The organism is Albimonas sp. (assembly GCF_055129145.1).
In genome coordinates, this window is the sequence record NZ_JBSRTQ010000014.1 from 1 (window position 1) to 23,630 (window position 23,630).

A 23,630-nucleotide genomic window follows, 5' to 3' on the forward strand; every position below is an offset into this window, starting at 1 on the left:
CCTTCGGGTCGCTGCGGGGCGCCGGCGGACAGGGCTCGACGCCGCCCGGCCGTCAGCGCAGTCTGCACACCCGACCTAACCCGCCCCCACCCCACCCGAAGGATCGCGCGCGCATGGCCGAGGCCTGGTTCTACCACCTCACCGACGGCTCGCTGGAGGCGACGGCCCCCGACCTCATCGAAAAATGCCTCGGGCGGGGCTGGCGGGTGCTGGCGCGTTGCGGCTCGGGGCCGATGGTCGCGACGCTCGACCGGCTGCTGTGGACCTGGCGCGAGGAGTCGTTCCTCCCCCACGGGACCGCCGCCGACGGCGATCCGGCTGGCCAGGCGATCTACATCACCGCCGGGCCCGAATCCCCGAACGGCGCCGCCGTGCTGATGCTGGTCGACGGGGCCGCGGCCGCCCCGGCGGAGATGCAGGGCTTCGAGCGGGTGATCGTGATCTTCGACGGGGCCGACAAGCCGCGGCTCGACCAGGCTCGCGCGCTGTGGCGGGAGACGGTCGCCGGCGGGGTCCGCGCCGTCTACTGGGCGCAGGCGGACGGCAAATGGGTGAAGAAGGCCGAGAGCGGCTGACAGCCCGGCGCCCGTCGCCCCAAGCGGCCACGGTCCCCGCGCGCCATGGCGCAGCGGCCCGGCCGCCGCGACGGGGCAGGGCGCGCTCCCGTCCGCGGGGTCTGGCTCAGGGCGTCAGGATCATCCGGTCGCCTTCGACCGTCACCCGGGCGAAGCGGTCCAGAAAACTCATCCCCAGCAGCGACGAGAACAGCTGTCCCTCGCTGACCGCGGCCCGCGTCCCCACCGCCGTGATCGGCCCGAGCGAGATCCGGTCGAGCCGCACCGGCGCCAGCCGCACTTCGCCGTTGGCGGTGCGCGCCCGCCCGGTGAAGGCCAGCGCATCCGGGTCGTAGCCCGCCCGGCGCGCATCCTCGGCGCTCAGCACCACGCCGCTCGCCCCGGTGTCGACCAGAAAGCTGACCTCGGCCCCGTTGACCTGCGCCTGCACATGGAAATGCCCGTCCGGCCCGCGCCTGACCACCAGATCCCCCGCATCGCTCACCGCCGCCATCTGCGGCGACAGCGCGCCCGAGATGTCGTCGCGCAGCCCGTAGGCCGCGACGAAGCCGAGGAAGATCAGCCCCCAGACCATCGCGTCGCGCAGGCCCGAGGACCCGCGCCCGCGATAAGCCGCCCCCACGCCCGCGATCACCGCGACGCCGAGCAGCGCGAGATAGACCAGCCGGGTCACGGCGTCGGAGGAGAGGCTTTCGAACATGGGCCTACATGTCGTCCGATCCGGACCCCGGGCAAGAGGCGGGCGCGCAACGCTCTTGCCGCAGGCCGCCGCGCCGCCCATCGTCGGTCCGAAGAAACCGCCGGGAGGATGCGCGATGACCGACCTGAAGACCGTGTTCGAAGAACTGGATCCGGTCGCCCCCGTGCCGGGCGTCGCGCTGCGCCGGGTGATGGGCGATCAGGCGATGATCCAGCACGCGGTGGTGGAGAAGGGGGCCGAGATCCCCTCGCATTCCCATGCCAACGAGCAGTTCACCCTGGTCCTCTCGGGCCGTCTGATCCTGCGGCTGGGCGAGGGCGCCTCGGCGCTCGACTACGTGCTGGTCCCCGGCGAGGTGCTGCGCATTCCCGGCGACGTGGTGCACAGGGGCGAGGCGCTCGAGGACAGCGTGGTCATCGACGTCTTCGCGCCGCCCTCGCAGACCACCGGGCTGGACGCCGTGGCGGCGGCCTGACCGGGCGGGTGGGACGTGGGGGGCTCAATCAGCTGCCGCGCAGCGCCTCGATCAGCTCGGCCTTGCGCATTTTGCTGCGGCCCTCGATGCCGATTTCGGCGGCGCGCTTGCGCAGGTCGGCGACGGTCCGCTCTTCGTAGGGGGCCGCCTCGCCGCCCTTGGCGGACGGGTGGCGATCCGGGTCGGCCTGCGCATTGGCGATCCGCGCGGCCTTCGATTTGCTCGCCCCGTCGCGGCGCAGGGCTTCGTAGGTGTCTGGGTTCTTGATTCTGTCGCGGCTCATCACGCGATCCTCCGGTCCGGAACGCCCCCCGGAGGAAAAACCTAGCGCCTCCGGGGCCGCCGCACAGGGGGCGGCCCCGGACCGGCTCACATATCCGCCGATTCCGTCTCCAGCTTCTCCTGGGCCGCGAGCCAAAGCGCCTCGGCCCGCTCCAGCGCGGCCTCGACCTCGGCGCGCTTCTTCTGCAGCGCCTCGGCCTTGCCCTTGGCGGTCTTCTGATAATAGTCCGGCGCCATCAGGATCGCGTCGATCTGGGCGCGCATCCCCTCCAGCTTCGCCATCCGCTCCTCGCATTTGGTCACCTCGGCGCGCAGCGGCGCGAGGATCTTGCGGGTCTCGGTCTGGGTGCGCTTGCCGGCCTTGGTCTTGCCCTTCTCGGACTGCGAGGCGAGCCGCCCGCCGCCGCCGCGCTCGGACAGCAGCAGGCGGCGATAGTCCTCCATGTCCCCGTCGAAGGGCTGCACGCCGCCGTCCTTGACCAGCCACAGCCGGTCCGCGACCGCCTCGACCAAGTGCGGGTCGTGGCTGATCAGGATCACCGCCCCCTCATACTCGGCCAGCGCCATGGCCAGCGCCTCGCGGCTTTCGATGTCGAGATGGTTGGTCGGCTCGTCGAGCACCAGCGTATGCGGCGCATCGCGCGCGGCCAGCAGCATCAGCAGCCGCGCCTTCTGCCCGCCCGAAAGCTTCTCGACCGGGTTCGAGGCGATGTCCGCCCCGATCCCGCCCGCGGCCAGCAGCGCGCGGATCTTCGCCTGCGGCGTGTCGGGGCGGTGGCGCATCAGGTGCTGGATCGGGTTCTCGCCCTCGATCAGCTCGTCGAGCTGATGCTGGGCGAAGAAGCCGACCTTCATCCGCGGCGACACCCGCCAGCCGCCATCCATCGGCGGCAGCCGGCCGGAGATCAGTTTCGCGAGCGTCGACTTGCCCTGACCGTTGGCGCCCAGCAACGCGATGCGGTCATCCTGATCGATGCGGAACGACAGGTTCTTCAGCACCGCGCGCCCGTCATAGCCCAGATCCACGCCCTCGGCCTGCATCAGGGGGGGCGGCAGTTCGGCCGGGGAGGGGAAGGAGAACGGCGCCACCTCCGAATCGGCCTGGAAGTCGATCGGCTGCATCTTCTCCAGCATCTTGATCCGGCTCTGCGCCTGCTTGGCCTTCGAGGCCTTGGCGCGGAACCGGTCCACGAAGCTCTGCATATGCGCGCGCGCCTTCGCCCGCTTCTCGGCGGCCGACTGGGTCTGCTCCATCTTCAGGCGGCGCACTTCCTCGAACTGGTCGTAGCCGCCGCCGTAAAGCGTCAGCTTCTTGCGATCCAGATGCAGGATGTGGTTCACGGCCCGGTTCAGAAGCCCGCGGTCATGCGAAATCACCAGCACCGTCGCCGGGCAGGTGGCCAGAAAGTTCTCCAGCCAGATCGAGCCTTCGAGGTCGAGATAGTTGGTCGGCTCGTCGAGCAGCAGGATGTCGGGGCGCGAGAACAGCACCGCCGCCAGCGCCACCCGCATCCGCCACCCGCCGGAATATTCCGAACAGGGGCGCGCCTGCGCCTCGGCATCGAAGCCGAGGCCCCGCAGGATGTTGGAGGCCCGCGCCTCCGCGGTGTGGCTGTCGATGGCGGCCAGCCGCTCCTGCGCTTCGGCGATGCGCACCGGGTCGGTGGTGGAGGCGGATTCGGCCAGCAGCGCCGCGCGCTCCTCGTCCGCCATCAGCACGGTGTCGAGCAGGCTGTCCTCGGTCCCCGGCGCCTCCTGCGCCACGCCGCCGAGGCGCAGCCCGGGCTGCACGTCGATGGACCCGCCGTCGGGCGAAAGCTCGCCCCGGATCAGGCGGAACAGCGTGGTCTTGCCCGTGCCGTTGCGGCCCACGACGCCGACCTTGCGGCCTTGCGGAATCACCGCGGAGGCGCCGACGAGCAGCGGCCGTCCGGCGATGGAGAAGTCTATGTCGCGCAGCGTGATCATGCGCCGGGCGATACCGCAGCGCAGCGCAAGAGGGAAGCGGCTGCGGCGCCGCTCGGTGCGAATCCTTGCGCTTCCCCGGAGAAAGCCGCGCGTGCAGGCGCGTCCGTCCCGGTTCGAAACCGGCGCTAGGGGCGTTTGCGATGCAACATGCAACTTTTCGATCACGTTGAGTTCATGCTAACTTGCCAACGGTCAGGGGATTGCTACATTCGGTCGCATAAAGTTCGCGTACGTCGCAAGTTCGCAGCCCAGGGGGAACGGGGCCTTGAACGGAAACCAACGACCAGACGAACACGCCGAGTGTTGTCGCGAAACGCTCGAGACCGCGGTGTTCGACGCCCTCGACGGCGTCTATCGCCTGCCGCCGGAAGATGCGATCGCCACCGCCGGCCTCGTCGCCGGCCAGATCGCGGCGTTTCTCGCCGATATGGCGCAACTCTCGTCCTCCGCCGCCGACATGACGCGCGCGCAGCGGGCCCTGTCCGACCTGATCTGCGATTGCGAGGAACTCGCCGGAGAGATCCGGCGCGCCCGCGCCGCGGCGCGATGGGCCGACGAGGCGGGCGCGCCGCAAGCCGCGGCGGAAATGCGTGACCGCGGCGCATCCGGCCACCGCGTCGACGACGATCACAACATCACGCATTTCAAGCCGCGCTTCACGCTCCGGGAACCCGGCCTCACCCGAACCTGAACCCGGTCCCTTGACCAGGCCGCCCGGAACGCGGCGCGGCAGGCGACCGCCCAGGATTTGCGTAAACGGCGCGCCCCCCAGGTGCGCCGCAGGGACGGCGGGGACGCGACCCCGACCCGTCGTCCGCGTCGCGTCCCGTCGCAGGCCGGCCCGCGAAATCAGCCCGGCTTCGGCCGGTGCTCCGGCGCGCGCAGGTGGAGCACCGACGAGGTCCAGTCCATCACCGGCTCGTCGCGCTGGTTCAGCACGCTGTAATGCCAGCGCACGATCCCCAGCTGCGAGCGCGAGGCCGAGATCCGCGCCTCCAGCACCGTCGCCACCATCCGGATGGTGTCGCCCGGCCGCACCGGCGCCAGCCAGCGCAAGCGTTCCATCCCCGGCGAGCCCTGGGAGGCCGGGTTCATCACCTTCTCCGCATGCAGCAGCCGGAACGCGGTCAGCATGGTCTGGAAGCCCGAGGCGATCAGACCGCCGAAGATCGAGCCCTTGGCCGCTTCCACGTCGAGATGGAACGGCTGCGGATCCCAGCGCGCGGCGAAATCGAGGATCGAGGCCTCCGTGATCGTCGCCCCGTCGGTGCGCACCTCGGCCCCGGGGACCAGGTCTTCGAACCACACCGGCGGGCGGATCGGGGCGGGCCCGGTCATGCCGGGGCCCCGCGCTGGAAGAACAGCAGGTCGAGCTCGGGGGCTTTCCCGGCCAGTCGGGTCAGCAGCATGTGGCATTGCCCCCTGTGGTGGGTCTGGTGGTTGAACAGATGCGCCAGCGCCTCGGCCACCGGCTGCACGAAGGGCTCGGGGGTGGTCACGCGGCGATAGGCGATGGACCCGGCCGGGTCGCACTCGTCGCGCACATATCGCACCAGGTCGTCGTCCAACGCCTCGCGCGCGGCGCGAAGATCGTCGAAATCGTCATGCGCGATATGGTCGAGCCCCCAGGACGGCCCCTGGATCGACCGCAGCCGGGCGAGCCAGATCACGTCGGTGACCAGCAGATGATTGAGCGTCGCATGCAGCGATCCGAAGAACGCGCCCTCATCGCGGCGCCGCGCCGCGTCGGGCAGGGCGCCCGCCGCGCGGTAGAGGCGACGATTGGCCCAGGCGTTGTATCCGGCCAGTTTCTCGAAATGCGCTTTCATGCCTCTCCCATCCCGTGCTATCGGGCGCGCGCCTTACCCGCCCGGAGACCGCGGCCCCGCGCCGCCCGGACGACCGAACCTGACATTCCCGATCTCGAGAGGACCGGACCATGGCCGTCGAACTCACGCTGTCCATCATCAAGCCGGACGCCACCGCCCGCAACCTCACCGGCGCCGTCGCCAAGATGTTCGAGGACGCCGGTCTGCGGATCGTCGCCTCCAAGCGCATCCACCTGACGCCCGCCCAGGCCGGCAAATTCTACGAAGTCCACGCCGAGCGCCCGTTCTACGGCGAGCTCTGCGAGTTCATGGCGTCGGGCCCCGTCGTCGTGCAGGTGCTCAAGGGCGAGAACGCCGTCGCGAAGAACCGCGAAGTGATGGGCGCCACCAACCCCGCCGAAGCCGCCGAGGGCACCGTTCGCAAGGCCTTCGCGCTCTCGATCGGCGAGAACTCGGTCCACGGTTCCGATTCGGCCGAGAACGCCGCCATCGAGATCGCCTTCTTCTTCTCCGGCCTCGAGCTGGTCGGCTGATTTCGGCCCTGGCCTCCGGGCGCTTTGAGACGAAAACCCCCGCACGAGAAGTCGCGCGGGGGTTTTTCATGTCCGGGCCTCGGGACGTCTCAGGCCTTCTCGACCTCGCCGCCGCCCTCGACCCAATCCTTGAACCCGCCGAGATTGCGGATTTTCTCGAATCCCATCTCCGACAGGGTCCGCCCCGCCAGCGCGGATCGCCCGCCCGAGGCGCAATAGACGATCACCGTGCGGTCCTTGTCGAACCCCTCCACATGGGACGGGCTCTCGGGATCGGCGCGGAATTCCAGCAAGGCGCGCGGCACGTTCACCGCGCCCGGCGCCTTGCCCGTGGCCGCGACCTCGGCCGCATCGCGCACATCGACCAACAGCGCGCCTTCGGTCTCGATCAGCGCGCGCGCCTCCGCGAAGGTGATCCGCGGAGCGACGGCGTTGGCCGCCTCCATCATCTGCTTGAGCGAGGTGGACATGGGTTTCTCCCGACAGGGCGGGCGCAGAGGATCGGGCGCCGCCGACCCTCCGAACCTATGCGTTCCGCCTCGCGGAGCAAGGGGCGAGCCCCGGCCGGGCCCGGGAGACGTCGCAGCCCGCGCCCCCGTCACCCCGCCGCGCGGGCGGGCCGGAACAGCCCGCGCCCCCGTCGTCGCGCGGCTCCCCTCGCCGGGGGCCGGGCTCAGGCTTCCGGGACCGCGCGCACGCCCAGGGCATCCAATGCCGTCTCCAGCTTCAGCCAGGCCTCGTCATCGCTGAGCCCGTCGGTCGGTTCCTTGGCTTTTCGGCGTTTCTCCGCCTCGCGCAGGCTGCGCTTGACCGCGGTGAAGCGTTTGCGCAGGTCCTTCTTCTCGGTCGGGGTGATGTCGTTCCACGGCCGCCCCTGCAGCCCCAGAACCAGGGCCCAGAACATCGCGAAATGCGGGGAGGCGCCTGCCAGCAGCATCCGCTTGTAGCCCTCGTCCGGCCCCAGCGCCCGCAGCGTCTCCGCATCCGGAATGCCGGCCCTGGCGCAGATCTCCGCGGTCTTGGGCCCGAGATTGCGGATCGAGGCGACCGGCTCGCCCATCTCAGTCCAGGAACACCGGCGTGCGGTCTCCGGCCGCGAAACGCGTCAGCACGGCGGGATACAAGCGATGCTCCTGCGTCAGAACCCGCGCGGCGAGCGTCTCGGGCGTATCCCCCGGCGCCACCTTCACCCGCGCCTGGCCGAGGATCGGCCCGTCGTCCAGCGCCGCCGTCACTTCGTGCACCGTGCAGCCATGCTCCGCGTCGCCGGCTTCCAGCGCGCGGGCATGGGTATGCAGCCCGGTGTATTTGGGCAGGAGCGAGGGGTGGATGTTCAGCATCCGCCCCGCCCAGGCGCCCGTGAAACCCGCGGTCAGGATCCGCATATAGCCGGCAAGGCAGACCAGATCCGCCCCCGCCGCCTCCAGCTCCGCCATCAGCGCCGCCTCATGCGCCGCCCGGTCGCCCTTGAACGGCCGATGCGGGACCGCCGCCACCCGGATGCCCCGCGCCGCGGCTTTCGAAAGCCCCCCCGCGTCAGGATCGTTGGACATGACCAGCGCGGCTTCCGCCGGAGACCCTGGCTTCGCCATCTCGTCGAGCAGGGCCAGCATGTTCGACCCGCCCCCCGAGATCAGGATCGCGACGCGCCGCTTCGCGCTCACGCCAGCCGGCCCCGGTAGGCGACGCCCTCGCCCTCGATGACGGTTCCGAGCCGGAACACCGTCTCCCCGGCCTCGGTCAGGCTTGAGACGACCGTCTCAGCCGCCCCGGCCTCGACCACCACGCAAAGGCCGATGCCGCAGTTGAAGACGCGCAGCAGCTCCGCCTCGTCGAGCCCGCCCGCATCGCGCAGCCAGGCGAAGACCGGCGGCAGGGTCCAGGCGCCGAGGTCGATCTCGGCGCCCAACCCCTCGGGCAGCACCCGCGGCAGATTCTCGGTCAGCCCGCCGCCGGTGATATGGGCGAGCGCGCGCACGCCCCCCCCCCGGATCGCCGCCAGCGCCGGTTTCACGTAGATCCGCGTCGGGACCAGCAGGCCCTCGCCCAAGGAGCCCTCGCCGAACGGGGACGGAGACGCCCAGTCCAGCCCCGCCGCCTCCGCCACCCGGCGGACCAGCGAAAACCCGTTGGAATGCACCCCGTCGGATGCCAGCCCCAGCACCACGTCGCCCGCCTCGCAGGCCACGGGCAGGGTGGTCCCCCGTTCCGCCGCGCCGACCGCGAAACCGGCGAGGTCGAAGTCGCCCTTCGCATACATCCCCGGCATCTCGGCGGTCTCGCCCCCGATCAGGGCGCAACCGGCGCGCAGGCAGCCCTCGGCCACGCCCTCGACCACCCGCGCCCCCTCGTCGACCGAGAGCTTGCCGGTGGCGAAATAATCGAGGAACAGGAGCGGCTCGGCCCCCTGGCAGATCAGATCGTTGACGCACATGGCGACGAGGTCGATACCCACGCCGTCCAGCAGCCCGGTGTCGATGGCGACCCGCAGCTTGGTGCCGACCCCGTCGGTGGCCGCGACCAGCACCGGGTCCGAATAGCCGGCGGCCTTCAGATCGAAGAGCCCCCCGAACCCGCCCAAGGCGTCGGCGACGCCGGGGCGCCGGGTGCGCGCGGCGGCCGGGCCGATGCGCTTCACCAGGTCGTTTCCAGCGTCGATATCCACGCCGGCGTCGCGATAGGTCAGGCCGTTGCGGCGGGTCATGGCGGTTCCTCGGATCGGCGTCGAGCGGATTGGGGCGCGGGGCGTGCGGGCGGTTTCGCGCCTCCTTTATCGCGGGCGAAGGGGCAGGGGAAGCCGGTCCGCGCGGCGATGGGTCTTCGCGCGGCCGTCGCAGCCCGTCCGTTCCCCTCGCCCGCTCCCCGTTGACCCCGCGCCCGCGCCCCGGCTAAACCCCGACCTGCGCCCGCGCGCCGCGGCCCCTTAGCTCAACTGGATAGAGCAGCGGACTTCTAATCCGCAGGTTCCGGGTTCGATTCCTGGAGGGGTCGCCATTTAAATTCAAAGGCTTGCGGGGCTTTCTTCACGCGAAGTTTTTCGCCGCTTTTCGCTGGGGGTCCGCTGGGGGTCCGCAAACCCTGCGCGACTCCGGGCCTCAAACCAATGAAATCGTCGGGGAGAACAGCGGGTGACGGCGCGCCCGTCGGCCAAGGTCCGGGATCATCCGGGCCAGCAACGGCGCATCGCGAGTCGCGCCGTCGGGAATGTCGCTCGCCTCCGCAATCGCCTGCGCCAGGTGAAGGCTCACGTCGAGATAGTCGACAAGCATCAGATCATTCCGCACCGGCGCGCCCCGCGCCGCCGCATCCAGCGCGGCGAGGTCGGAGGGATCGCCGGCCACGTCCCGCCACAGGCGCAGCGCCTCGCGCTTCCGGGCCTCGGAGGCCTGGGACGCGAGCAACAGGCAGATGCCGGCTTGGTTCCCGCCGTGGCGAATTTCGAAGTTCCAGCGCATCGCGTTCACGAATCCGCTTTCGAACACGTCCATTCGCCGGATCGCCAGCCCGAGCGGCGCATAAAGCGCTTCGCGGATCGACGCGGTCCCGTGACTGAGGTTGCGCGCCCAAAGCCCCATGCCTTCGCCATAGCCGAACAGGTTGGCGTCCGCGGCGGCGAGATACGGGACCTTGAACCAATCGTCGGCGAGAAAATTCGGTCCGCCGCGCAGTTCCACCAAGGTTTGCGAAAGCAGCCTGATCGTCGCGATCCTCAGCGCCTCGGGCGCGAAGGTCGCGATCATCGCCAGCGCCCCGGCCCGGAAATCCTGCACGTCGGGGACGGGCGAGAGGTCGAGGCCGGTGACGAAGGCTTTCAACTGCGCCCGGAACACCCGGTCGAGAACCGGCGGATCGGGCGGCGTCGGGATCATTGCGTCGCCGCGCGTTCCTGATTGAGCCGGAACAGGCGGGCGAGGATCTCGTCTTCGGTCAGCAGCCCCGCGCGCCAGTCGTCGCCCCAGCCGTAGGCCTCGGCCACCGCTTCGTCGAGCGTGGCGTGGGCGTGGGCGAGCCAGGCGGGGCGGGCGTTGTAGAGGTTGGTGAGCGTGCGCTTTTTCAGGACCGCGGCGGCGGCGTCGTCGACGGGAAGGATGCGGTCGGGATAGCCCGGAACCACCTCGGGTTCGCGCCGCACCAGGTCGGGCGGGTTGAGCCAGTTTTCGCGCAATTCGTTGAGCCGCGCGGCGGCAGCGGCGATCTTCTGGGCGCGCGGGTCGTCGGCGTAGTCGGCGGCGGGAATGTCGGGGGTGAGGCCTTCGGGGAAGGGGAAGGTCTCGAAGGTTGTGGAGGGGGTATAGCGCGGGTCGTTGCCCATCCCGAGATAGGTGCACATTCGCAACGACCATAGTTCGTGGAAGCGGGAATGCAGGATGCCGAAGGTCGTATCGTCATCGCGTGCGATAGCTATAAGCTGATGATCGGGATTGTATCTAGCGCTAAGAAAAACAAAAATTCGATGTTTGGCAACAACAGGTGTCGCGACGTAGCGATCTAATTCACTTAGCGCCCTGCGCATTCCAGCGCACGGTTCAGCAAATAGCCACCAATTTTCTCGATATTTTGCTCGCTTTACAAAATCTCTCTTAGGTTTGACGTGCTCTCTAACGTGCTCGAACGGAGACTCGTATAGAGTTGCGACGTCTAGTGGAGTATCTATCCCAAAATCGATAACCCATTGGTCTCTTGAGCGACGAACAATGTCTAAACCATTCGAATACGGAAATAACACATCCGAATTTGGGCGGTTATTTGGATTGCCCTTATAGACAAGCATTGCTCGTGCTGCTCTGCCTTCAATGTCAAAGCTGCCGGCTTTCACAGTGCCAACGAATCCAATTTTTCGGTTGGAAGCTAGTTTAACTGACTTTGTGATGTCGTTGGCAGGATCACTAGATCGGGCGGTCAAATTTGAAAGGATACCGGAAAATTCGATGCCGTTTAGATGAATAGGGCCCGCTTGAGAGCGGGATCTAAATGAAATCAGTGAAACACGAACCGACGCGCCATCCTGAATCCATGGATCGTCTGAGTGAGCATTAAAGATCTCACAAGTCTCTGATATCGTGTCAAGAACGCCACGATTTTTCCCGCCACGAATTGAGTTCGTCGAGACGAGGCCAGCTCGCTCTAAGCTTTCAGCTCGCACCAGTTCGCCGGCTTTGTAAAACCACCAACACACCAAATCCGAGAATGGTGAGATATCTCCTTTGTATGCGTCGCGCAGACTCTTTGAATAGCTCTCTCCCAATACGTCATACATTCGCTTAGTGCCGAGGAACGGCGGGTTCCCAACAACCACGTCGGCCGCAGGCCACTCCGCCCGCGTGCCATCCTCGTTCAAAACCGCGTCCCGACACTCAATCGTCTGCAAGGGCTTCAGGATCGGGTTCTTCGCCGCTTCAAAGCCGTTGCGCCGCATCCATTGAATCTCGCCGATCCAGACGGAGACGCGGGCCAGCTCCGCCGCGTAGGGGTTCAGCTCTATGCCCTTCACCGCCTCCGGCCCGACCGTCGGAAAACCCTTTCCGAACCCCAGCGCCTCGCCCTCCAGGTTCACCAGATGCTCGAGGTCCTTGAGCGCGAGCAGCGACAGATAAAGAAAGTTCCCCGAACCGCAGGCGGGGTCGAGCACGCGGAACCCGCGCAGCCGCTCGCCGAATTCCGCGAAGATGCGCAGGCCCTCGTTATGGGCGCGGGTGGCGGCGGCGGGGGATCTGGCGGATTTCTCGCGGGCGAGCGCGTCCTCGATCCGGGTTTTGGCGGCGGTCCACTCGGCGGTCAGCGGCTCGACGATCACCGGGTTGACGATCTGCATGATCTTGTCGCGGTCGGTGTAGTGGGCGCCGAGTTGCGAGCGTTTGTCGGGGTCGAGCCCGCGCTCGAACAAGGTCCCCATGATCGACGGGTCCACGTCGGACCAATCCAGCTTCGCCGCCGCCAGCACGTCGCGCAGGTCGTCGCGGGTGAGCGGGAAGGCGACGTCGTCGTCGAAGAGCCCGCCGTTGAACCACTCGACCTTTTCCATCCCCCAGCGGCCGCCCTTGGCCATCAGCTCGAAGAGCGAGGTCGCCAGTTCGTGGAATTCGTCGGGGGCGGCGACGGACGCTTCGATCATGCGGCGGAACATATGGTTCGGCAGCAGACGCACGTCCTCGGCGAACATGCAGAACACCATGCGGTTGACGAAATGCGCCACCGACTGCGCGTCATGTCCGCGGGCGCGGAGCCGCAGGGCGAGGTCGGCGAATTTGGTCGCGGCCTCTTCGGTCAGGGCCTGGCGGGTCTTTTTCGGTTTCAGTTCATCGGGGGCGAGGAAACAATTGCGCAGCAGGTCGCGCCATTTGGCGTCGGCGAGGGCGTCAAGGGCGAATTCGTGCTTCTCCTGAACCGTGTTGGTCCAGTTGGTATGGATGCGGAAGCGCGCCATGTCGGAGACGATCAGCAGCGGCGGATTGTCGAGCGCGACGGAGTAGTTCAGCAACTGTCGATAAGCGCCGTCGAGGTCCTTGCCGACGCCCTTGTATTCCCAGCCGAAGCAACCGCGCCGCCATACGTCGGCCCAGCCTGAGCCGCCGGAGGTCTTGTTGGCCCCGCGCTCGAAGGTGAACCATTCGTGGTTCGGGTCGGCGGTCGCGGGGTCCTCGATTTCGAGAAGGCGGCAGAGGTCGAGGAAATGCGGTTGGGAATCGCGGCGTTCGTCCTTTGGGGAGGCGCGCCATTTGGTGATGAATTGATCGGGGGTCACTCGGGCACGCTCTCTATCAATTTGGGCGACAATCAAGAGCACCCGCCCCGCGGAGGGTCAATCGCGGACGATCTCACGACGGCGTTTCGTCTCGCGCCGACGCGGGGCGCGGCCTCGGCTCGTTAACCCCTTTTCGGATTCGGATGGGGCGAGCCGTCGTGGTCCAAATTGCCCGCATGCTGATTTTCCCGGAAGGACCCGCAGCGGGGCGGGCGGGCAATGGGCTGCCTTCAGGAACGCGGGAACGGGTGGTTCTCCGGTACGGTTCGCGGACATGCTGCACGTTCCCGCCTGCGGCGGGCGAGGACCCGGCAGGCTGATCGGCTATCGAGACGCAGCGAGGCGTCGCGCGAGCCGGGACAAGGCCTCATCAAGCAAGCGGTCCGCTTCTATCTCCGCGTCCCATGCCGCCGCCCGCCAGCGCTTCCATGTCTTGTGGTGCAGGCCCGCCGGCCGCTTGGCCGAAAGCGCCTGCCACGGCGTCTCGCCGCCAAGCCGGCGAAAGGCCTTGTCTCGACGAGTGATGGCGCGGCCGAGCCGGTCCTCGGCCTGCGTGCGGTAGGCGAGGCCGGCGCAGCGGCGACAGCAGGGGCCGGGCTGGGCGAGGTAGACATGGGCGCAGCGCGAGCCGCAGGCGGGACAGAGGAACCACGCGCGCTCGCCTCCATAGCCGCAGGCGGTCCAATCGACTTGAACCGTCGAGGTCATGTCCTGCCACTCGCCGCCGCCGAAGCGCTGGCGGTAGTCGAGACGGACACGCAGCCGCGTGGCGTAGACGTCTATCGTGGCGACCCGCCGGCCCTCCGAGGTCCATTGCCAATTGCCCTTCCAGGCCCCCGGCGCGAAGAGCCCGGCCCTTGCGAACGCGCCTGCGCCGATCCTTCGATATTCCTCAACCTTGGCGCGGGTCTCCGGGCGTCCTCGGGTCATGGGCTCATTCTCCGATTTTCCGAAATCATTCGGGAACCGCGCGCGGCCTCCTACCTCGCCGGCCAGGTCTCAAACTGTGGACGTGGCGATTTACGATCCCCCGCCGGTCCGCAGTCCTGACCTTCTGACGATCCGAGGCCCCCCGCCCCCGCGACGGTCAGCAACGCGGGCGCGGACGAAAAACCCTGTTCCTCGGCCGCGGCCTGTTCCGCGGCATCACGGCTCAAGCCTTGGTCGAATTCGAGAAGGGCCGCGGTTTCCTCGAAGCGGTCGCGGTCAGGCGGGCGGGCCTTTGGCGGCGGCGCATTTCCGCACTCGGCCCCTGCTATTCCTGCGATAGTTGCTAAAGTCGGCCCTCGCGCCTCGTATTCGATAGCAGCTTTAGCCGGTGTAGCAGGGGCCGCGTCCGCGTTTCGCATCCGGGCGAGCGCGGCTTGGGCGTCGAAAAGAAAGGCCATCAGCCGGGCCCCCTGACGATCCGCCAGGCCTCGCGCCGGCGGGCGCCCCGGATCTCGGCCCCGTCGGGCAACTCGGCCAGATGACCGAAGCCCGCCAGGAACCGCAGCAGCTTGCGCGCCTTGGGGGCGTCCCTCAGTGCCGGCGGGCCATACTGCGCGACGTCGGAAGGCGAGACGCAGGGCTCGGGCCACCGCTCCGCCAGCCAGCGGCGCAGCGACTCCGCCTCGCGCACCTCGGCCGAGACCGCGGCCCCTTCCGAAAGGCGGGCCGCCTCGCCGAGATAGAAGTCGGCGAGCGTGATCGCGTCGGCCATGATCCCGGCCCCGACCTCGCGCGCCTCGGGATCGCCGAAGAGCGTCAGGACGCCCGCCAGCCGCGCCGCGTGTTCCGCCGCCTTGGAGGCGAAGGGCCGGACCGCTTCGAGGTCGCCGCCCACGGCCTGCGCCCGCTCCACGTCGTCGGCGAAGGCTTGGAGCAAGGCGCGGGCCTCGGGTGTCAGCCGGACCACGCGCAGGTCCAGTTCGTTGCGCGTGCCATCACGGAGCGGCAGGGGGCGGCGCAGGAGGTCGCCAACCCGCGACGCCCAGTGGTCGAGCGCCGCGTCGCTGGCGGGCGCGTGGCCATGGCGCAGGCGCGTGCCGATCACCGAAGACGGCTCGACGATCAGGAACCTAGCCAAAAACCCCTGGCCCGAGGCGATGGGGTCGGCCAGCAACCCCGCCGCCGCCACCGGCTGCGCCATCAGGTGACAGGCGAGCCGCCGCCCGAAGAACGTCGCCACCCCGTCGCCCGCGCGGGTCCGGTTGACCGGCGTCGCGTCCCACAGGCCCGACAACCCCGCGACGGTCTTCAAGCGGTTGTCCTGCGACATGCCATGTCCGCCGATGAAGGCCCCGCCTTCATCCGAGAAGATGCCCAGCGCCGGCCGCGACAGGGCGAGCGCCTTGGTCAGCCCCTCATAGGTCGGATCGGTCGCGATGATGAAAGGCAGCAACGGCCCTTCCGGCTCAGGACCTAAAACCTCAAGATCCGCCCGCGCCCCCTCGGGATCGGTCTTTGCGGTCTTCAAGATCGCCGCTCGCGCCGCCTGCCAGGCGTCGAGCCGGTTGCGGTAGGAGGGCAGGGCGTCCGCGTAGCCGTCGGCCAGTTCGCGCGAGTAGTCGTGAACCGGGCGCATCAGCAGCCGGTCGCAGGTCGACTTGCGCTCGCCCGACTGCGCAATGCTCAGGGCGAAGAGGGAACAGGGCGCGGCCCCGCCGGTCAGCGTCTCGACGTCGCCCAGCGCCTGCGCGGCGAGGGACGCCACGCCCAACGCCGATTGCGCGGCGAGCGCCATAGGGGCCTGCGACACGTCCTGCGCAGCCTCCGCGGCCTCACGAAGCGGGCCGAGGGCCTGCACCGGATAGGGGGCCGCGGGCGAGGGCTCGCGCATCAGGGGCGCCGGGGCGTCGGGGTGGATGGGGTTCGCGCCCGCGAAGGCGTCGCGCGCGTTCATCGGGCCGCCTCCTGCGCCGCATCGTTCCAGTCGAGCCCCGGCCCTGGCGGGTCCATGACCCGGACCCGCCAGCCATAGGAGACCGCGGCGCGGGCGAGACGCGCCGCCGCGGTCCTGCCCGCGTCGTCGCCATCGGGCGCCAGCACCAGCTCGCCCGGTTCGCGCGGCAGGCGAAGGGAGGCGACGCCCGAGGTCGACAGGCCCGCCCAGATGCTCGGGCGCAGGTCGGCGAGCGCGTCGCGCAGGCTCAGGGCGGTTTCGATGCCCTCGGCCACCACCAGCGGCCCGACGCCCTCTGCCAGCCGCACCGCGCCGCCGCGGATCGGGCCGAGCATCGCCCTTTGCGGGTCGACGGAGGCCTTCCGACCCGGCTCGGCCAGGTAGGTGCGATGCACGCCCACGAAGGCCTCGCCCAGCGCCACCGCGGCGACCATGGCCGGCAGGCGGCGCGCGGGCGCCCCGTGCCAGGCCTGGGGCGCGAAGCGGAGCGTCGCAGGGATCGGGCTGCGTATGGCCCTCGCGCGCAGATAGGCCTCGGCCAAGGTTCCCTCAGCCGGACCGGCTTCGGCCCACGCCTGTTCCGCCTGCCTCAGCCGGCGGGCGCGGTCCGCCCGTTCCAGCGCCGCGCGCTGCGCCTCGGCCGCGGGGTCCGGCTCGAAAGCCCGCCCCTCGCCCGAGACGAGCCCGCGCCCCCGCAGCGCATCCAGCACGTCGCCGAAATCGCAACCCGCCTTGCAGGACGCGAGCAACCGGCCTTCGCGCCCGTTGGCGAGCGTAAGGGCCGGCGTCCGGCGGTTGTCATGGGCCGGACAGAAGGCGACCCCGTAGCCCGAGGCCCCGCCGAACCAACGGCCCCCGAGCGCCCGCGTGATGCTATCCGCATCGCTCATTTTGCGCCCTCCGCATAGACGAGCGCCGCCACCACACGGGCGACGCTGGGGGGCATGGGATGGCGGAGGCGAAGCCGTTCAGCTTGCCGGCGCCGGGCGATGGGGGTAGGTTCGGAAGTGTCGTCAAGCCAGACAGACATTCCGAAGGCCCCGGACGCGCCCGCCAGCGCGCCGGGGTTTTTCATTTCCCGCATCATGCCGTTGCCTCGCCCGAGCCCGCGGCCCCGTCGCGGGCGGCGGTCGCCCTGGCGATGGCCGCGAAGATCTCGTCACGACGCCAGCGAGTCGCCCCGCCGATGCGGACGGGGCCGGGCAGTTGTCCGCCCGCATGTTTCCAGAGGGTCGCTCGGGAGATGCCGAGAACCTCGGCCGCCGAGCGGTCGGTGAGTAGTTCGGGGGTGATGTCGCTGTGCTGCATGTCGTCTACCTAAAGCTGCTTCAACTAGGCAAGCTTGGGGCAGACAAAGTTTCGGGGCTATATTTGGGCCAGCGAAAGCAGGACCAATGCTAGCACTGAACCTTCAATACATGGCGCAATGCTAGCATTGGCCTATTTGAAGCCGTCACCGTAGCGTTTCCATGTGGCGACATTAGCTTTGGCGCTTGAGCCGAGTTTTTTTGCAAAGGCCCATCTCGCGGCATCTGCTATCTTCGCCCCTTCTTTGATCTTACCGCGCATGAATTCGACCGTTTGGTCACGGTCTTGCCGCGCGCGAGTCCGTCCTCCCTTGCTGCGTGCCGCCTTGGCCTCCAAGCCCCTTTTGAAGCCATCTCGAAAGGAAAGGCGCGAGTTGCGTATTTCTTGCAATCGCCCCATTTCAAAGGCAGCGCTAAGTCTAGCGGTTTCACGGGTCAAATCAGAGAAGCTAAGGGCCTTTCTGAGCATTCGAGCACGCCAAAAGGTGTCCGATAGGGGCTCGCAAAATTCAAGAATGAAATCAATAGCGTATCTACAGCCTCTCCAAGGGAGTGTTTCTTCCAGTTTGGTCATCTCGGGCTCGGTTGTCGCAAACTCCGATCTGCTTCTAAAAACTATTCGCTTTCGAGGATCAGGCCAGCCCTCTTCAATAAATTCTACGCTCAACTCGTCGGCCCATTTCCTAGTCGCGTCCTCAAATTTAACCTCGTTCACACCTAAAGTGTAATCGAGCATCAATCTAATTTCTTCGGGCGTCGCCTCGTCTGTTTTCAAGCTGTAGCTGGAAATTGTGTGCATTTCATCTTGGGCGATGACGATGCGAAACTTCTCCAATTCTTTGCTCATGCCCGCAACTCCGTCACCACACCACGTTCCCCGCGAATCATTTCCGCCCAGCGATCCAGCACCCGCGCCCGCTGCGACAGAAGCCCCGCGCGGTTATAGACGCGCGCCACGGCCGAGGCGCTCGACGCGCTCGCCACATGGTTCAGCACCCGGTCGACCACGCCCTCGGACTCGCCCGCATCGGCCATGTGCGACGCGAAAGCCGTCCGGAAATCATGTAGCCGCCACGTCTCGGCCGGCTCAGGATCGCGGCCTCGCGCCTCCGCCGCTTTCAGCGCCCGCTTGGCGAGGGCTTGGTCGAGCCGGATCTTGGCGCGGCTGAAACCCGAAATCGGCGAACGTCCCGTGGTCGTGAACACCAGACCGCGCGCGTCGTCGCCGCCGGCCTCCGTCCGCAACTCGGCGAAGATCGCCGCCGCCGGCTCGGACAGGTGCACCACATGGCCCTTGCCGTTCTTCGTCCGGCTTCCGGGAACCGTCCACCGCCGGGCCTGCAAGTCGACCTCCGGCCATGTTGCGCCCGCCAGATCGCCGCGGCGCTGCGCGGTCAGCATCAGCAGCCGGAAATAGGGCGCCCACGGCGCGCCCAGCATGTCGGCCACGTCGAAGACATCCCGGATCTCGGCCAGTGACAACACACGTTCGCGCGGGCGTTCCCGCGTTGGGCGGGCGGTCGCCTTGCCGACGGGCTCGGGCATGTAGCCCCGTTGGAACGCCCAGTTCGTGAAATGCGAGAGGGCGGCGCGGACCCGGTTCGCCGCGATGCTCCGCCCTTCGCTCGCCTTCGCGTCGACCATCGCCTGAACCTCCCGACGGGTCAGAGAGGCGACGGGTCGGGACAGGCGGGAGGCCAGCGCGGCGCGCAATTGCCGTTCGCGCTCGACGCCCGTTCGCAGGCCCGACAGGTGCAGCGCCCGATAGGTGACGAGCGCTTCCTCGACGGTCAGCTCCGTCGCCTTCTGAACCTTCGCGGCCCGGCGTTCCCGGATCGGGTCGGCCCCGCCCAGCGCCCCGGCCCGAAGCCGTCGCGCCTCTTCGCGGGCCTTGGCGAGCCCGACGGCCGGATACTCGCCAATCGAGAACCGCCGCTTCTCGCCATGAACATTCACTTGCAGCGACCAACTGGCGACGCCCGCGGCGGTCAGCCGGTAGCGGAGCCCGCGGGCTTCGGTGTCGACAAGTTCGATGCGTCCGCGCTCGGGCGGGGCGAGGGCTTCCAGGCTCTTCGCGGTCAGCTTCGGCATCCGGCCTCCGGGGTCAAGCCTGCGCTGGGGGTCCGCTGGGGGTCCGCGGAATCCCGGACAGAGGCGATTTAATCCAGATTATGGTAGATGATTGGGGACAATCGTTCAACATGTAAGTCACTGGCATAAAACAGTGTTCGTGGATTGTCCCGGACGATTTCAGACGATGCCGGAAAACCCTGTCCTCGGACTTCTAATCCGCAGGTTCCGGGTTCGATTCCTGGAGGGGTCGCCATAATTCACGGCTACTTGATTGCTGCATTGCAGCGCCGCTCCCGGGCCGCTCTCGATCGCCAAGGGCGCGTTGCCCGTCCATCTCTCATCGCGGATCCGGGCGCGCGCCCGGCTCCCGTTTCGTCCGACGCCGGATCCTGCTCGGCGCCCCGGACGATCTGCGACCCGTCGCCGCCGGAAAACCCTAAAAGAACATGGCCTCGAGCGGGTCGGCCCCGGCATCCTCCTCGGCCTCATCGAAGATGTCGCGATCCGCATCGGCGCCCGATCCGTGCGCGGCGTCGCGGGGCGGCGGCAGGCCGAGCAGGGCGTCGTGAAGCCGGCGCTCGCTGTCCATCGTGTAGCCGCCCCGGATCTCGGCCAGCAGCGCCAGCCCCGCCTCCGGCAGCGCGTGGGGCGTGAGAATCATCGCGGTGCGCGACGCGATCCGGGCGTTCTCCCGCCGCAGATCGACCCCGATCGACGACATCTCGGCCAGGGCGTCGGACGCCCGCTCGAGATGGGCGGCGACCTGCGGGCTCTTGACCGCCAGGGTCTTGACCGCCGACTCCAGCCGCCGCTCGACCTTCCCGAGCAACGCCGCGGCCGACGATGCGTCCTGCTCGAGATGGGCGCCGCCCGCCGCGGCCGCCGCCTCCACTTCATCGTCCGCCGACAGGCCGCGCGCCAGCTCGGCGATCCGCTCGAGCCCGTCGAGCGCGGATTTCGCGGACTGGGCGGTTCCCACCGTCAGCTCCCGGATCTGCTCGGCGATCACCGTCAGCGCCCGACCCTGGGCGCCCAGCCGACCGCATTGCACCGTGGCGTTGAGGCTGAGCAGACGCATCTTGTCCTTGGTCGCGTTGACCGACCCGACATGGTCGAGCAGCGCGCCGGTGGCCCCGGCGACGTCCCTGGCCAGCGTGTCGATCTTCGACCGCTGCGCCTCGCAATCGCCGAGCGCCGCGGCGACCATGAGCAGCTCCTTGTTGAGGGCGGCGACCGAGGCGGCGTCGCCGCTTTCGAACCCGTAGAGCGCCTGGCTGCCGGTCAGGAGGTCGTTCGTCTCGCGCTCGAGGCCCTGGATGGATCCGCCGGCACGGGTCAGCTCCGCATCGAAGACGACGGCGGCGTCCTCGAGCTGGGACGACTGCAGGCTGCGCAGGATCGTCATGAACGCCTCGCGCGCCGCCGGATCCAGCGCATCCAGGCCGCCGGTCGCGCCGAACCGGTCGAGCGCCGTCTCGACATGCTCGATGCGCTGACGCGTGTTGTCGCCGACCTGCAGGGCGAAGACCGCGGCCGAGATGCGCTCCGAGATGCGGCGCGACGCCTTCACCGTCTCGATGCTGGCCGACGCGGCCTGCTCCCTCCGCCGCGCGAGGCCCGCCAGGCGGACGCGGATGCGCTCGGCCATGTCCTCGAGCAGGGTTTCGTTCGCCGCCTCGAACAGCGCCCGCTGCCGGGCGGCGCGGCTCACATCCGTCGACAGGCGCTCGTAAAGGGCGACGAAGGCTTTGACGACCTCGGCCGCCTCTTCGGAAACCGCCACGATGTCGGTCTTGAAGACATCGATGCCCTGCACATCGCCCGGCAGGCTCGACGCGGCGATCCGGGCGTTCAGCGCCACCATGCTGATGGTCCGGATCCCCACCATCAGATCCTCGATCGGCGGCCTCACCCGCGCGACCGCGCCGATCAGCTCGTTCATCACCGGGCGCTCGTCGGCGAAGGACGCGCCCATGCGCATCGCCTGTTCGGCCACGGCGTCGAGCTTCGCCGTCGCCTCGCGGATCTCGGCGCTCTCGAAATCCTGGGTCAGCCGCTCGAACAGCTCGGCGATTTCCACCAGGTCGTCGACGCAGGACGAAAGGCCGTCGCCGACCTTGACGAAGGCGGTTTCGATCCGCTCGCGCGGGGCCCGCAGCGCCATGGCGACGTCGGCGAGCTCGGACGCGCCGGTCAAGGCGGTCATCGCGGGCGTCCGTGATGGACGCCCGCGGCCCGGGCGGCGCGCAGCGCCTCGTGGGCGATCTTGCCGAGCGGGACCACGGACATGGCGGCGCCGCGGTCGACCGCCTCCTTCGGCATGCCGTAGACCACGCAGCTCCGCTCGTCCTGGGCGATGGTGGTCGCGCCCATGTCGCGCATCTCCAGCAGGCCGCTGGCGCCGTCGTCGCCCATGCCGGTCATGATCACGCCGACCGCGTTGGCCCCGGCCCCGTAGGCCGCCGAGCGGAACAGGACATCGACCGAGGGCCGGTGCCGCGACACGTAAGGCCCGTCGAAGATGTCGACGCGATAGCCGCGGCCGACCCGGCGCAGCGCCATGTGCCGCCCCCCCGGCGCGATCAGCGCAAGGCCCTGGCGCGGCACGTCGCCATCTTCCGCCTCGCGCACCTCGATCTCGCAGCAGCCATCGAGCCGGCGGGCGAAGGCGGCGGTGAAGGTCTGCGGCATGTGCTGCACGATCACCACGCCCGGCGCGTCGGGCGACAGGGTTTCGAGCACCTCCTTCAGCGCTTCGGTCCCGCCGGTTGAGGCGCCGATGCAGATCAGCGGTTCGGTGACCGGCATGCTCGCCCGGAGCGTGGCCATGCGATGGGCGGCGAGCGGCGGGATCACCGCGTCGGCGGAAAGCTTCGCTTCGACCGGCGGGGCGGGGGGCGCATGGCGCCGCTTGCCGAACCGCGCATGCGCTGCGGCGCGGACCGCGTCGCAGACCAGCATCCGCGATTCCTGCAGCATCTGCGCGTTGCCGGCGCCGGGCTTGGTGATGACCTCGACCGCCCCGGCCTCGAACGCCTCCATCATCTTCTCGGAGCCGCTTTCGGTGAGCGACGAGCAGACCACCACCGGAATCGGCCGCTGCGCCATGATCCGGCGCAGGAAGGTCAGCCCGTCCATGCGCGGCATCTCGATGTCGAGAATGATGACGTCGGGCACTTCGTGGCGGATCCGTTCGACCGCGACATAGGGATCGGCCGCGGTCGCCATGACCTCGAGCCCGGGCTCCTGCGAGATGATGTCGCTCAGCACGATCCGGACCGAGGCGGAATCGTCCACGATCAGAATGCGCACCGGCGCGCTCCCGGGCGGAGGCGCGGGGATGTTCGTTGCGGGATGACTCGGCATCGGCGCCTCACAGCTTTTCGAAGACGGAGGGGGCGATCTGGCGGATTTCGCCAATTCGCTCGACGATCAGATCGGAGAGGCCGAGGATCAGATAGCCGCCCGGCCTGAGATGGCCGATCATCCTTCGGATCACCGCGATCTGGTCGTCGCGCTCGAAATAGATCAGCAGGTTGCGCAGGAAGATCACGTCCAGTTCGCGGTCGATCGGATAGCTCTTGTCCATCAGGTTCAGTTGAGAGAACCGGACGAACTGGCGAAGCTCGGGGACGATCCGCGCCTCGGACGCTCCCTGGCGGCGCTGCGACCGCATCAGGTAGCGCGCCTGAAGCGGGCCGGGCACCGCGACGGTCATGTCCTGCGAATAGACGGCGCGTTCGGCCTGATCGAGGACCCGGCTGGAGATGTCGGTGCCGAGGATGGCGAAGCGGAAGTCCTGGCTGCGCCGCTGCATCTCGGCCAGCACCATCGCGATGGTGAAGGCCTCGGCGCCGGTGGAGCTCGCAGCGCTCCAGATCTTCAGGAGCGGCCGGGCCGGCCGGCCGGGCAGGGCCAGCAGGTTGGGAACCAGCCGCTCCTCCAGCAGCCTGAAATGCTCGTTCTCGCGGAAGAAGTCGGTCTTGTTGGTGGTGATCGCGTCGATCAGATACTGCAGCTCGGCGTCGAGACCGCCCTGGTCGAACAGGAACCGGCAATAGCCGTGGAGCGTGCCCATCCCGAGCGACTGGACCCGGCGCCGGATCCGGCCCTCGACCATCATCCGCTTGGCCGGCGCCAGGCTGATGCCGGTGTTGCGTCCGATCAGCGCCGACAGCTTCTCGAAGTCGGACGCGCTCAGGTTGTCGTCGACCATTTCCGTCATCACCGGCATGTCTCCAGATGTCGCGCGCCAAAGATCG

The 23,630-nt window shown here is 68.7% G+C and carries 24 protein-coding genes and 1 tRNA gene; 5 read left to right on the forward strand and 20 right to left on the reverse strand.

The genetic code is table 11. The features are described from left to right. Window positions 1-113 precede the first annotated feature (113 nt). Window positions 114-575, forward strand: coding sequence for a DNA polymerase III subunit chi (locus tag ACTB72_RS04165; RefSeq protein WP_463035728.1), 462 nt, complete (start codon window positions 114-116; stop codon window positions 573-575). Between the two features lie 106 nt (window positions 576-681). Here the strand turns inward: ACTB72_RS04165 and ACTB72_RS04170 are convergent, their stop codons facing one another. Further along, a complete protein-coding gene (locus ACTB72_RS04170) occupies window positions 682-1,275 on the reverse strand; it encodes a retropepsin-like aspartic protease family protein (protein ID WP_463035729.1) in 594 nt (197 codons plus the stop codon). A gap of 115 nt (window positions 1,276-1,390) precedes the next feature. Here ACTB72_RS04170 and ACTB72_RS04175 point away from each other — a divergent pair, with 115 nt between their 5' ends. Continuing rightward, window positions 1,391-1,750, forward strand: coding sequence for a cupin domain-containing protein (locus ACTB72_RS04175; protein ID WP_463035730.1), 360 nt, complete (start codon window positions 1,391-1,393; stop codon window positions 1,748-1,750). A gap of 28 nt (window positions 1,751-1,778) precedes the next feature. Here the strand turns inward: ACTB72_RS04175 and ACTB72_RS04180 are convergent, their stop codons facing one another. Together ACTB72_RS04180 and ACTB72_RS04185 are read right to left on the reverse strand one after the other, a co-directional pair. Next, window positions 1,779-2,033 (reverse strand): DUF7218 family protein, encoded by a 255-nt coding sequence (locus tag ACTB72_RS04180; RefSeq protein WP_463035731.1) that lies wholly within the window; start codon window positions 2,031-2,033, stop codon window positions 1,779-1,781. Window positions 2,034-2,119: 86 nt separating this feature from the next. Then, window positions 2,120-4,000, reverse strand: coding sequence for an ABC-F family ATP-binding cassette domain-containing protein (locus ACTB72_RS04185; protein WP_463035732.1), 1,881 nt, complete (start codon window positions 3,998-4,000; stop codon window positions 2,120-2,122). A 328-nt stretch (window positions 4,001-4,328) separates the two neighbouring features. On the opposite strand from ACTB72_RS04185, the gene ACTB72_RS04190 reads away from it, so the two are divergent. Continuing rightward, window positions 4,329-4,691: a hypothetical protein gene (locus ACTB72_RS04190; RefSeq protein ID WP_463035733.1), complete on the forward strand. Its 363-nt coding sequence runs from the start codon at window positions 4,329-4,331 to the stop codon at window positions 4,689-4,691. A gap of 158 nt (window positions 4,692-4,849) precedes the next feature. On the opposite strand, the gene ACTB72_RS04195 is transcribed toward ACTB72_RS04190, so the two are convergent. Together ACTB72_RS04195 and ACTB72_RS04200 are read right to left on the reverse strand one after the other, a co-directional pair. Then, window positions 4,850-5,338: a MaoC family dehydratase gene (locus tag ACTB72_RS04195; RefSeq protein ID WP_463035734.1), complete on the reverse strand. Its 489-nt coding sequence runs from the start codon at window positions 5,336-5,338 to the stop codon at window positions 4,850-4,852. Beyond that, complete coding sequence (locus ACTB72_RS04200) at window positions 5,335-5,829, reverse strand: DinB family protein (protein WP_463035735.1); 495 nt, start codon at window positions 5,827-5,829, stop codon at window positions 5,335-5,337. The genes ACTB72_RS04195 and ACTB72_RS04200 overlap by 4 nt, the downstream gene beginning before the upstream one ends. 110 nt (window positions 5,830-5,939) lie before the next feature. Here ACTB72_RS04200 and ndk point away from each other — a divergent pair, with 110 nt between their 5' ends. Further along, a complete protein-coding gene (gene ndk, locus ACTB72_RS04205; RefSeq protein WP_463035736.1) occupies window positions 5,940-6,362 on the forward strand; it encodes a nucleoside-diphosphate kinase in 423 nt (140 codons plus the stop codon). Between the two features lie 89 nt (window positions 6,363-6,451). On the opposite strand, the gene ACTB72_RS04210 is transcribed toward ndk, so the two are convergent. The 4 genes from ACTB72_RS04210 to purM all read right to left on the reverse strand — a co-directional run bounded on the left by ACTB72_RS04210 (window position 6,452) and on the right by purM (window position 9,066). Next, window positions 6,452-6,832, reverse strand: coding sequence for a rhodanese-like domain-containing protein (locus ACTB72_RS04210; RefSeq protein WP_463035737.1), 381 nt, complete (start codon window positions 6,830-6,832; stop codon window positions 6,452-6,454). Between the two features lie 203 nt (window positions 6,833-7,035). Next, window positions 7,036-7,422: a TfoX/Sxy family DNA transformation protein gene (locus ACTB72_RS04215; protein ID WP_463035738.1), complete on the reverse strand. Its 387-nt coding sequence runs from the start codon at window positions 7,420-7,422 to the stop codon at window positions 7,036-7,038. A 1-nt stretch (window position 7,423) separates the two neighbouring features. Then, a complete protein-coding gene (purN, locus tag ACTB72_RS04220; RefSeq protein WP_463035739.1) occupies window positions 7,424-8,026 on the reverse strand; it encodes a phosphoribosylglycinamide formyltransferase in 603 nt (200 codons plus the stop codon). Continuing rightward, entirely contained in the window at window positions 8,023-9,066 is a 1,044-nt protein-coding gene (gene purM, locus ACTB72_RS04225) for a phosphoribosylformylglycinamidine cyclo-ligase (RefSeq protein ID WP_463035740.1), read from the reverse strand. Before purM ends, purN begins: the two co-directional genes overlap by 4 nt. 213 nt (window positions 9,067-9,279) lie before the next feature. Between purM and ACTB72_RS04230 the strand changes: the two genes are divergently transcribed. Further along, window positions 9,280-9,356, forward strand: a tRNA-Arg gene (locus tag ACTB72_RS04230). Between the two features lie 101 nt (window positions 9,357-9,457). Here ACTB72_RS04230 and ACTB72_RS04235 read toward each other — a convergent pair. From ACTB72_RS04235 to ACTB72_RS04285, 11 genes are all read right to left on the reverse strand, one after another. Further along, entirely contained in the window at window positions 9,458-10,231 is a 774-nt protein-coding gene (locus ACTB72_RS04235; RefSeq protein ID WP_463035741.1) for a hypothetical protein, read from the reverse strand. Continuing rightward, entirely contained in the window at window positions 10,228-13,104 is a 2,877-nt protein-coding gene (locus tag ACTB72_RS04240; protein ID WP_463035742.1) for a class I SAM-dependent DNA methyltransferase, read from the reverse strand. The genes ACTB72_RS04235 and ACTB72_RS04240 overlap by 4 nt, the downstream gene beginning before the upstream one ends. 324 nt (window positions 13,105-13,428) lie before the next feature. Continuing rightward, window positions 13,429-14,034 carry a hypothetical protein gene (locus tag ACTB72_RS04245; RefSeq protein ID WP_463035743.1) on the reverse strand — a complete coding sequence of 202 codons (606 nt, stop codon included), beginning with the start codon at window positions 14,032-14,034 and terminating at the stop codon, window positions 13,429-13,431. A gap of 457 nt (window positions 14,035-14,491) precedes the next feature. Next, entirely contained in the window at window positions 14,492-15,988 is a 1,497-nt protein-coding gene (locus ACTB72_RS04250) for a YfjI family protein (RefSeq protein ID WP_463035744.1), read from the reverse strand. Next, window positions 15,985-16,878: a DUF7146 domain-containing protein gene (locus tag ACTB72_RS04255; RefSeq protein ID WP_463035745.1), complete on the reverse strand. Its 894-nt coding sequence runs from the start codon at window positions 16,876-16,878 to the stop codon at window positions 15,985-15,987. Before ACTB72_RS04255 ends, ACTB72_RS04250 begins: the two co-directional genes overlap by 4 nt. 193 nt (window positions 16,879-17,071) lie before the next feature. After that, a complete protein-coding gene (locus tag ACTB72_RS04260; protein ID WP_463035746.1) occupies window positions 17,072-17,296 on the reverse strand; it encodes a helix-turn-helix transcriptional regulator in 225 nt (74 codons plus the stop codon). 132 nt (window positions 17,297-17,428) lie between these two features. Next, window positions 17,429-18,142: a hypothetical protein gene (locus tag ACTB72_RS04265; protein WP_463035747.1), complete on the reverse strand. Its 714-nt coding sequence runs from the start codon at window positions 18,140-18,142 to the stop codon at window positions 17,429-17,431. Continuing rightward, complete coding sequence (locus tag ACTB72_RS04270; protein WP_463035748.1) at window positions 18,139-19,386, reverse strand: tyrosine-type recombinase/integrase; 1,248 nt, start codon at window positions 19,384-19,386, stop codon at window positions 18,139-18,141. Before ACTB72_RS04270 ends, ACTB72_RS04265 begins: the two co-directional genes overlap by 4 nt. 418 nt (window positions 19,387-19,804) lie before the next feature. Further along, window positions 19,805-21,574 (reverse strand): hypothetical protein, encoded by a 1,770-nt coding sequence (locus ACTB72_RS04275; RefSeq protein ID WP_463035749.1) that lies wholly within the window; start codon window positions 21,572-21,574, stop codon window positions 19,805-19,807. Beyond that, window positions 21,571-22,734: a protein-glutamate methylesterase/protein-glutamine glutaminase gene (locus ACTB72_RS04280; RefSeq protein ID WP_463035750.1), complete on the reverse strand. Its 1,164-nt coding sequence runs from the start codon at window positions 22,732-22,734 to the stop codon at window positions 21,571-21,573. Before ACTB72_RS04280 ends, ACTB72_RS04275 begins: the two co-directional genes overlap by 4 nt. Window positions 22,735-22,741: 7 nt before the next feature. Beyond that, complete coding sequence (locus ACTB72_RS04285; protein WP_463035751.1) at window positions 22,742-23,593, reverse strand: CheR family methyltransferase; 852 nt, start codon at window positions 23,591-23,593, stop codon at window positions 22,742-22,744. Between the last annotated feature and the right edge of the window lie 37 nt (window positions 23,594-23,630).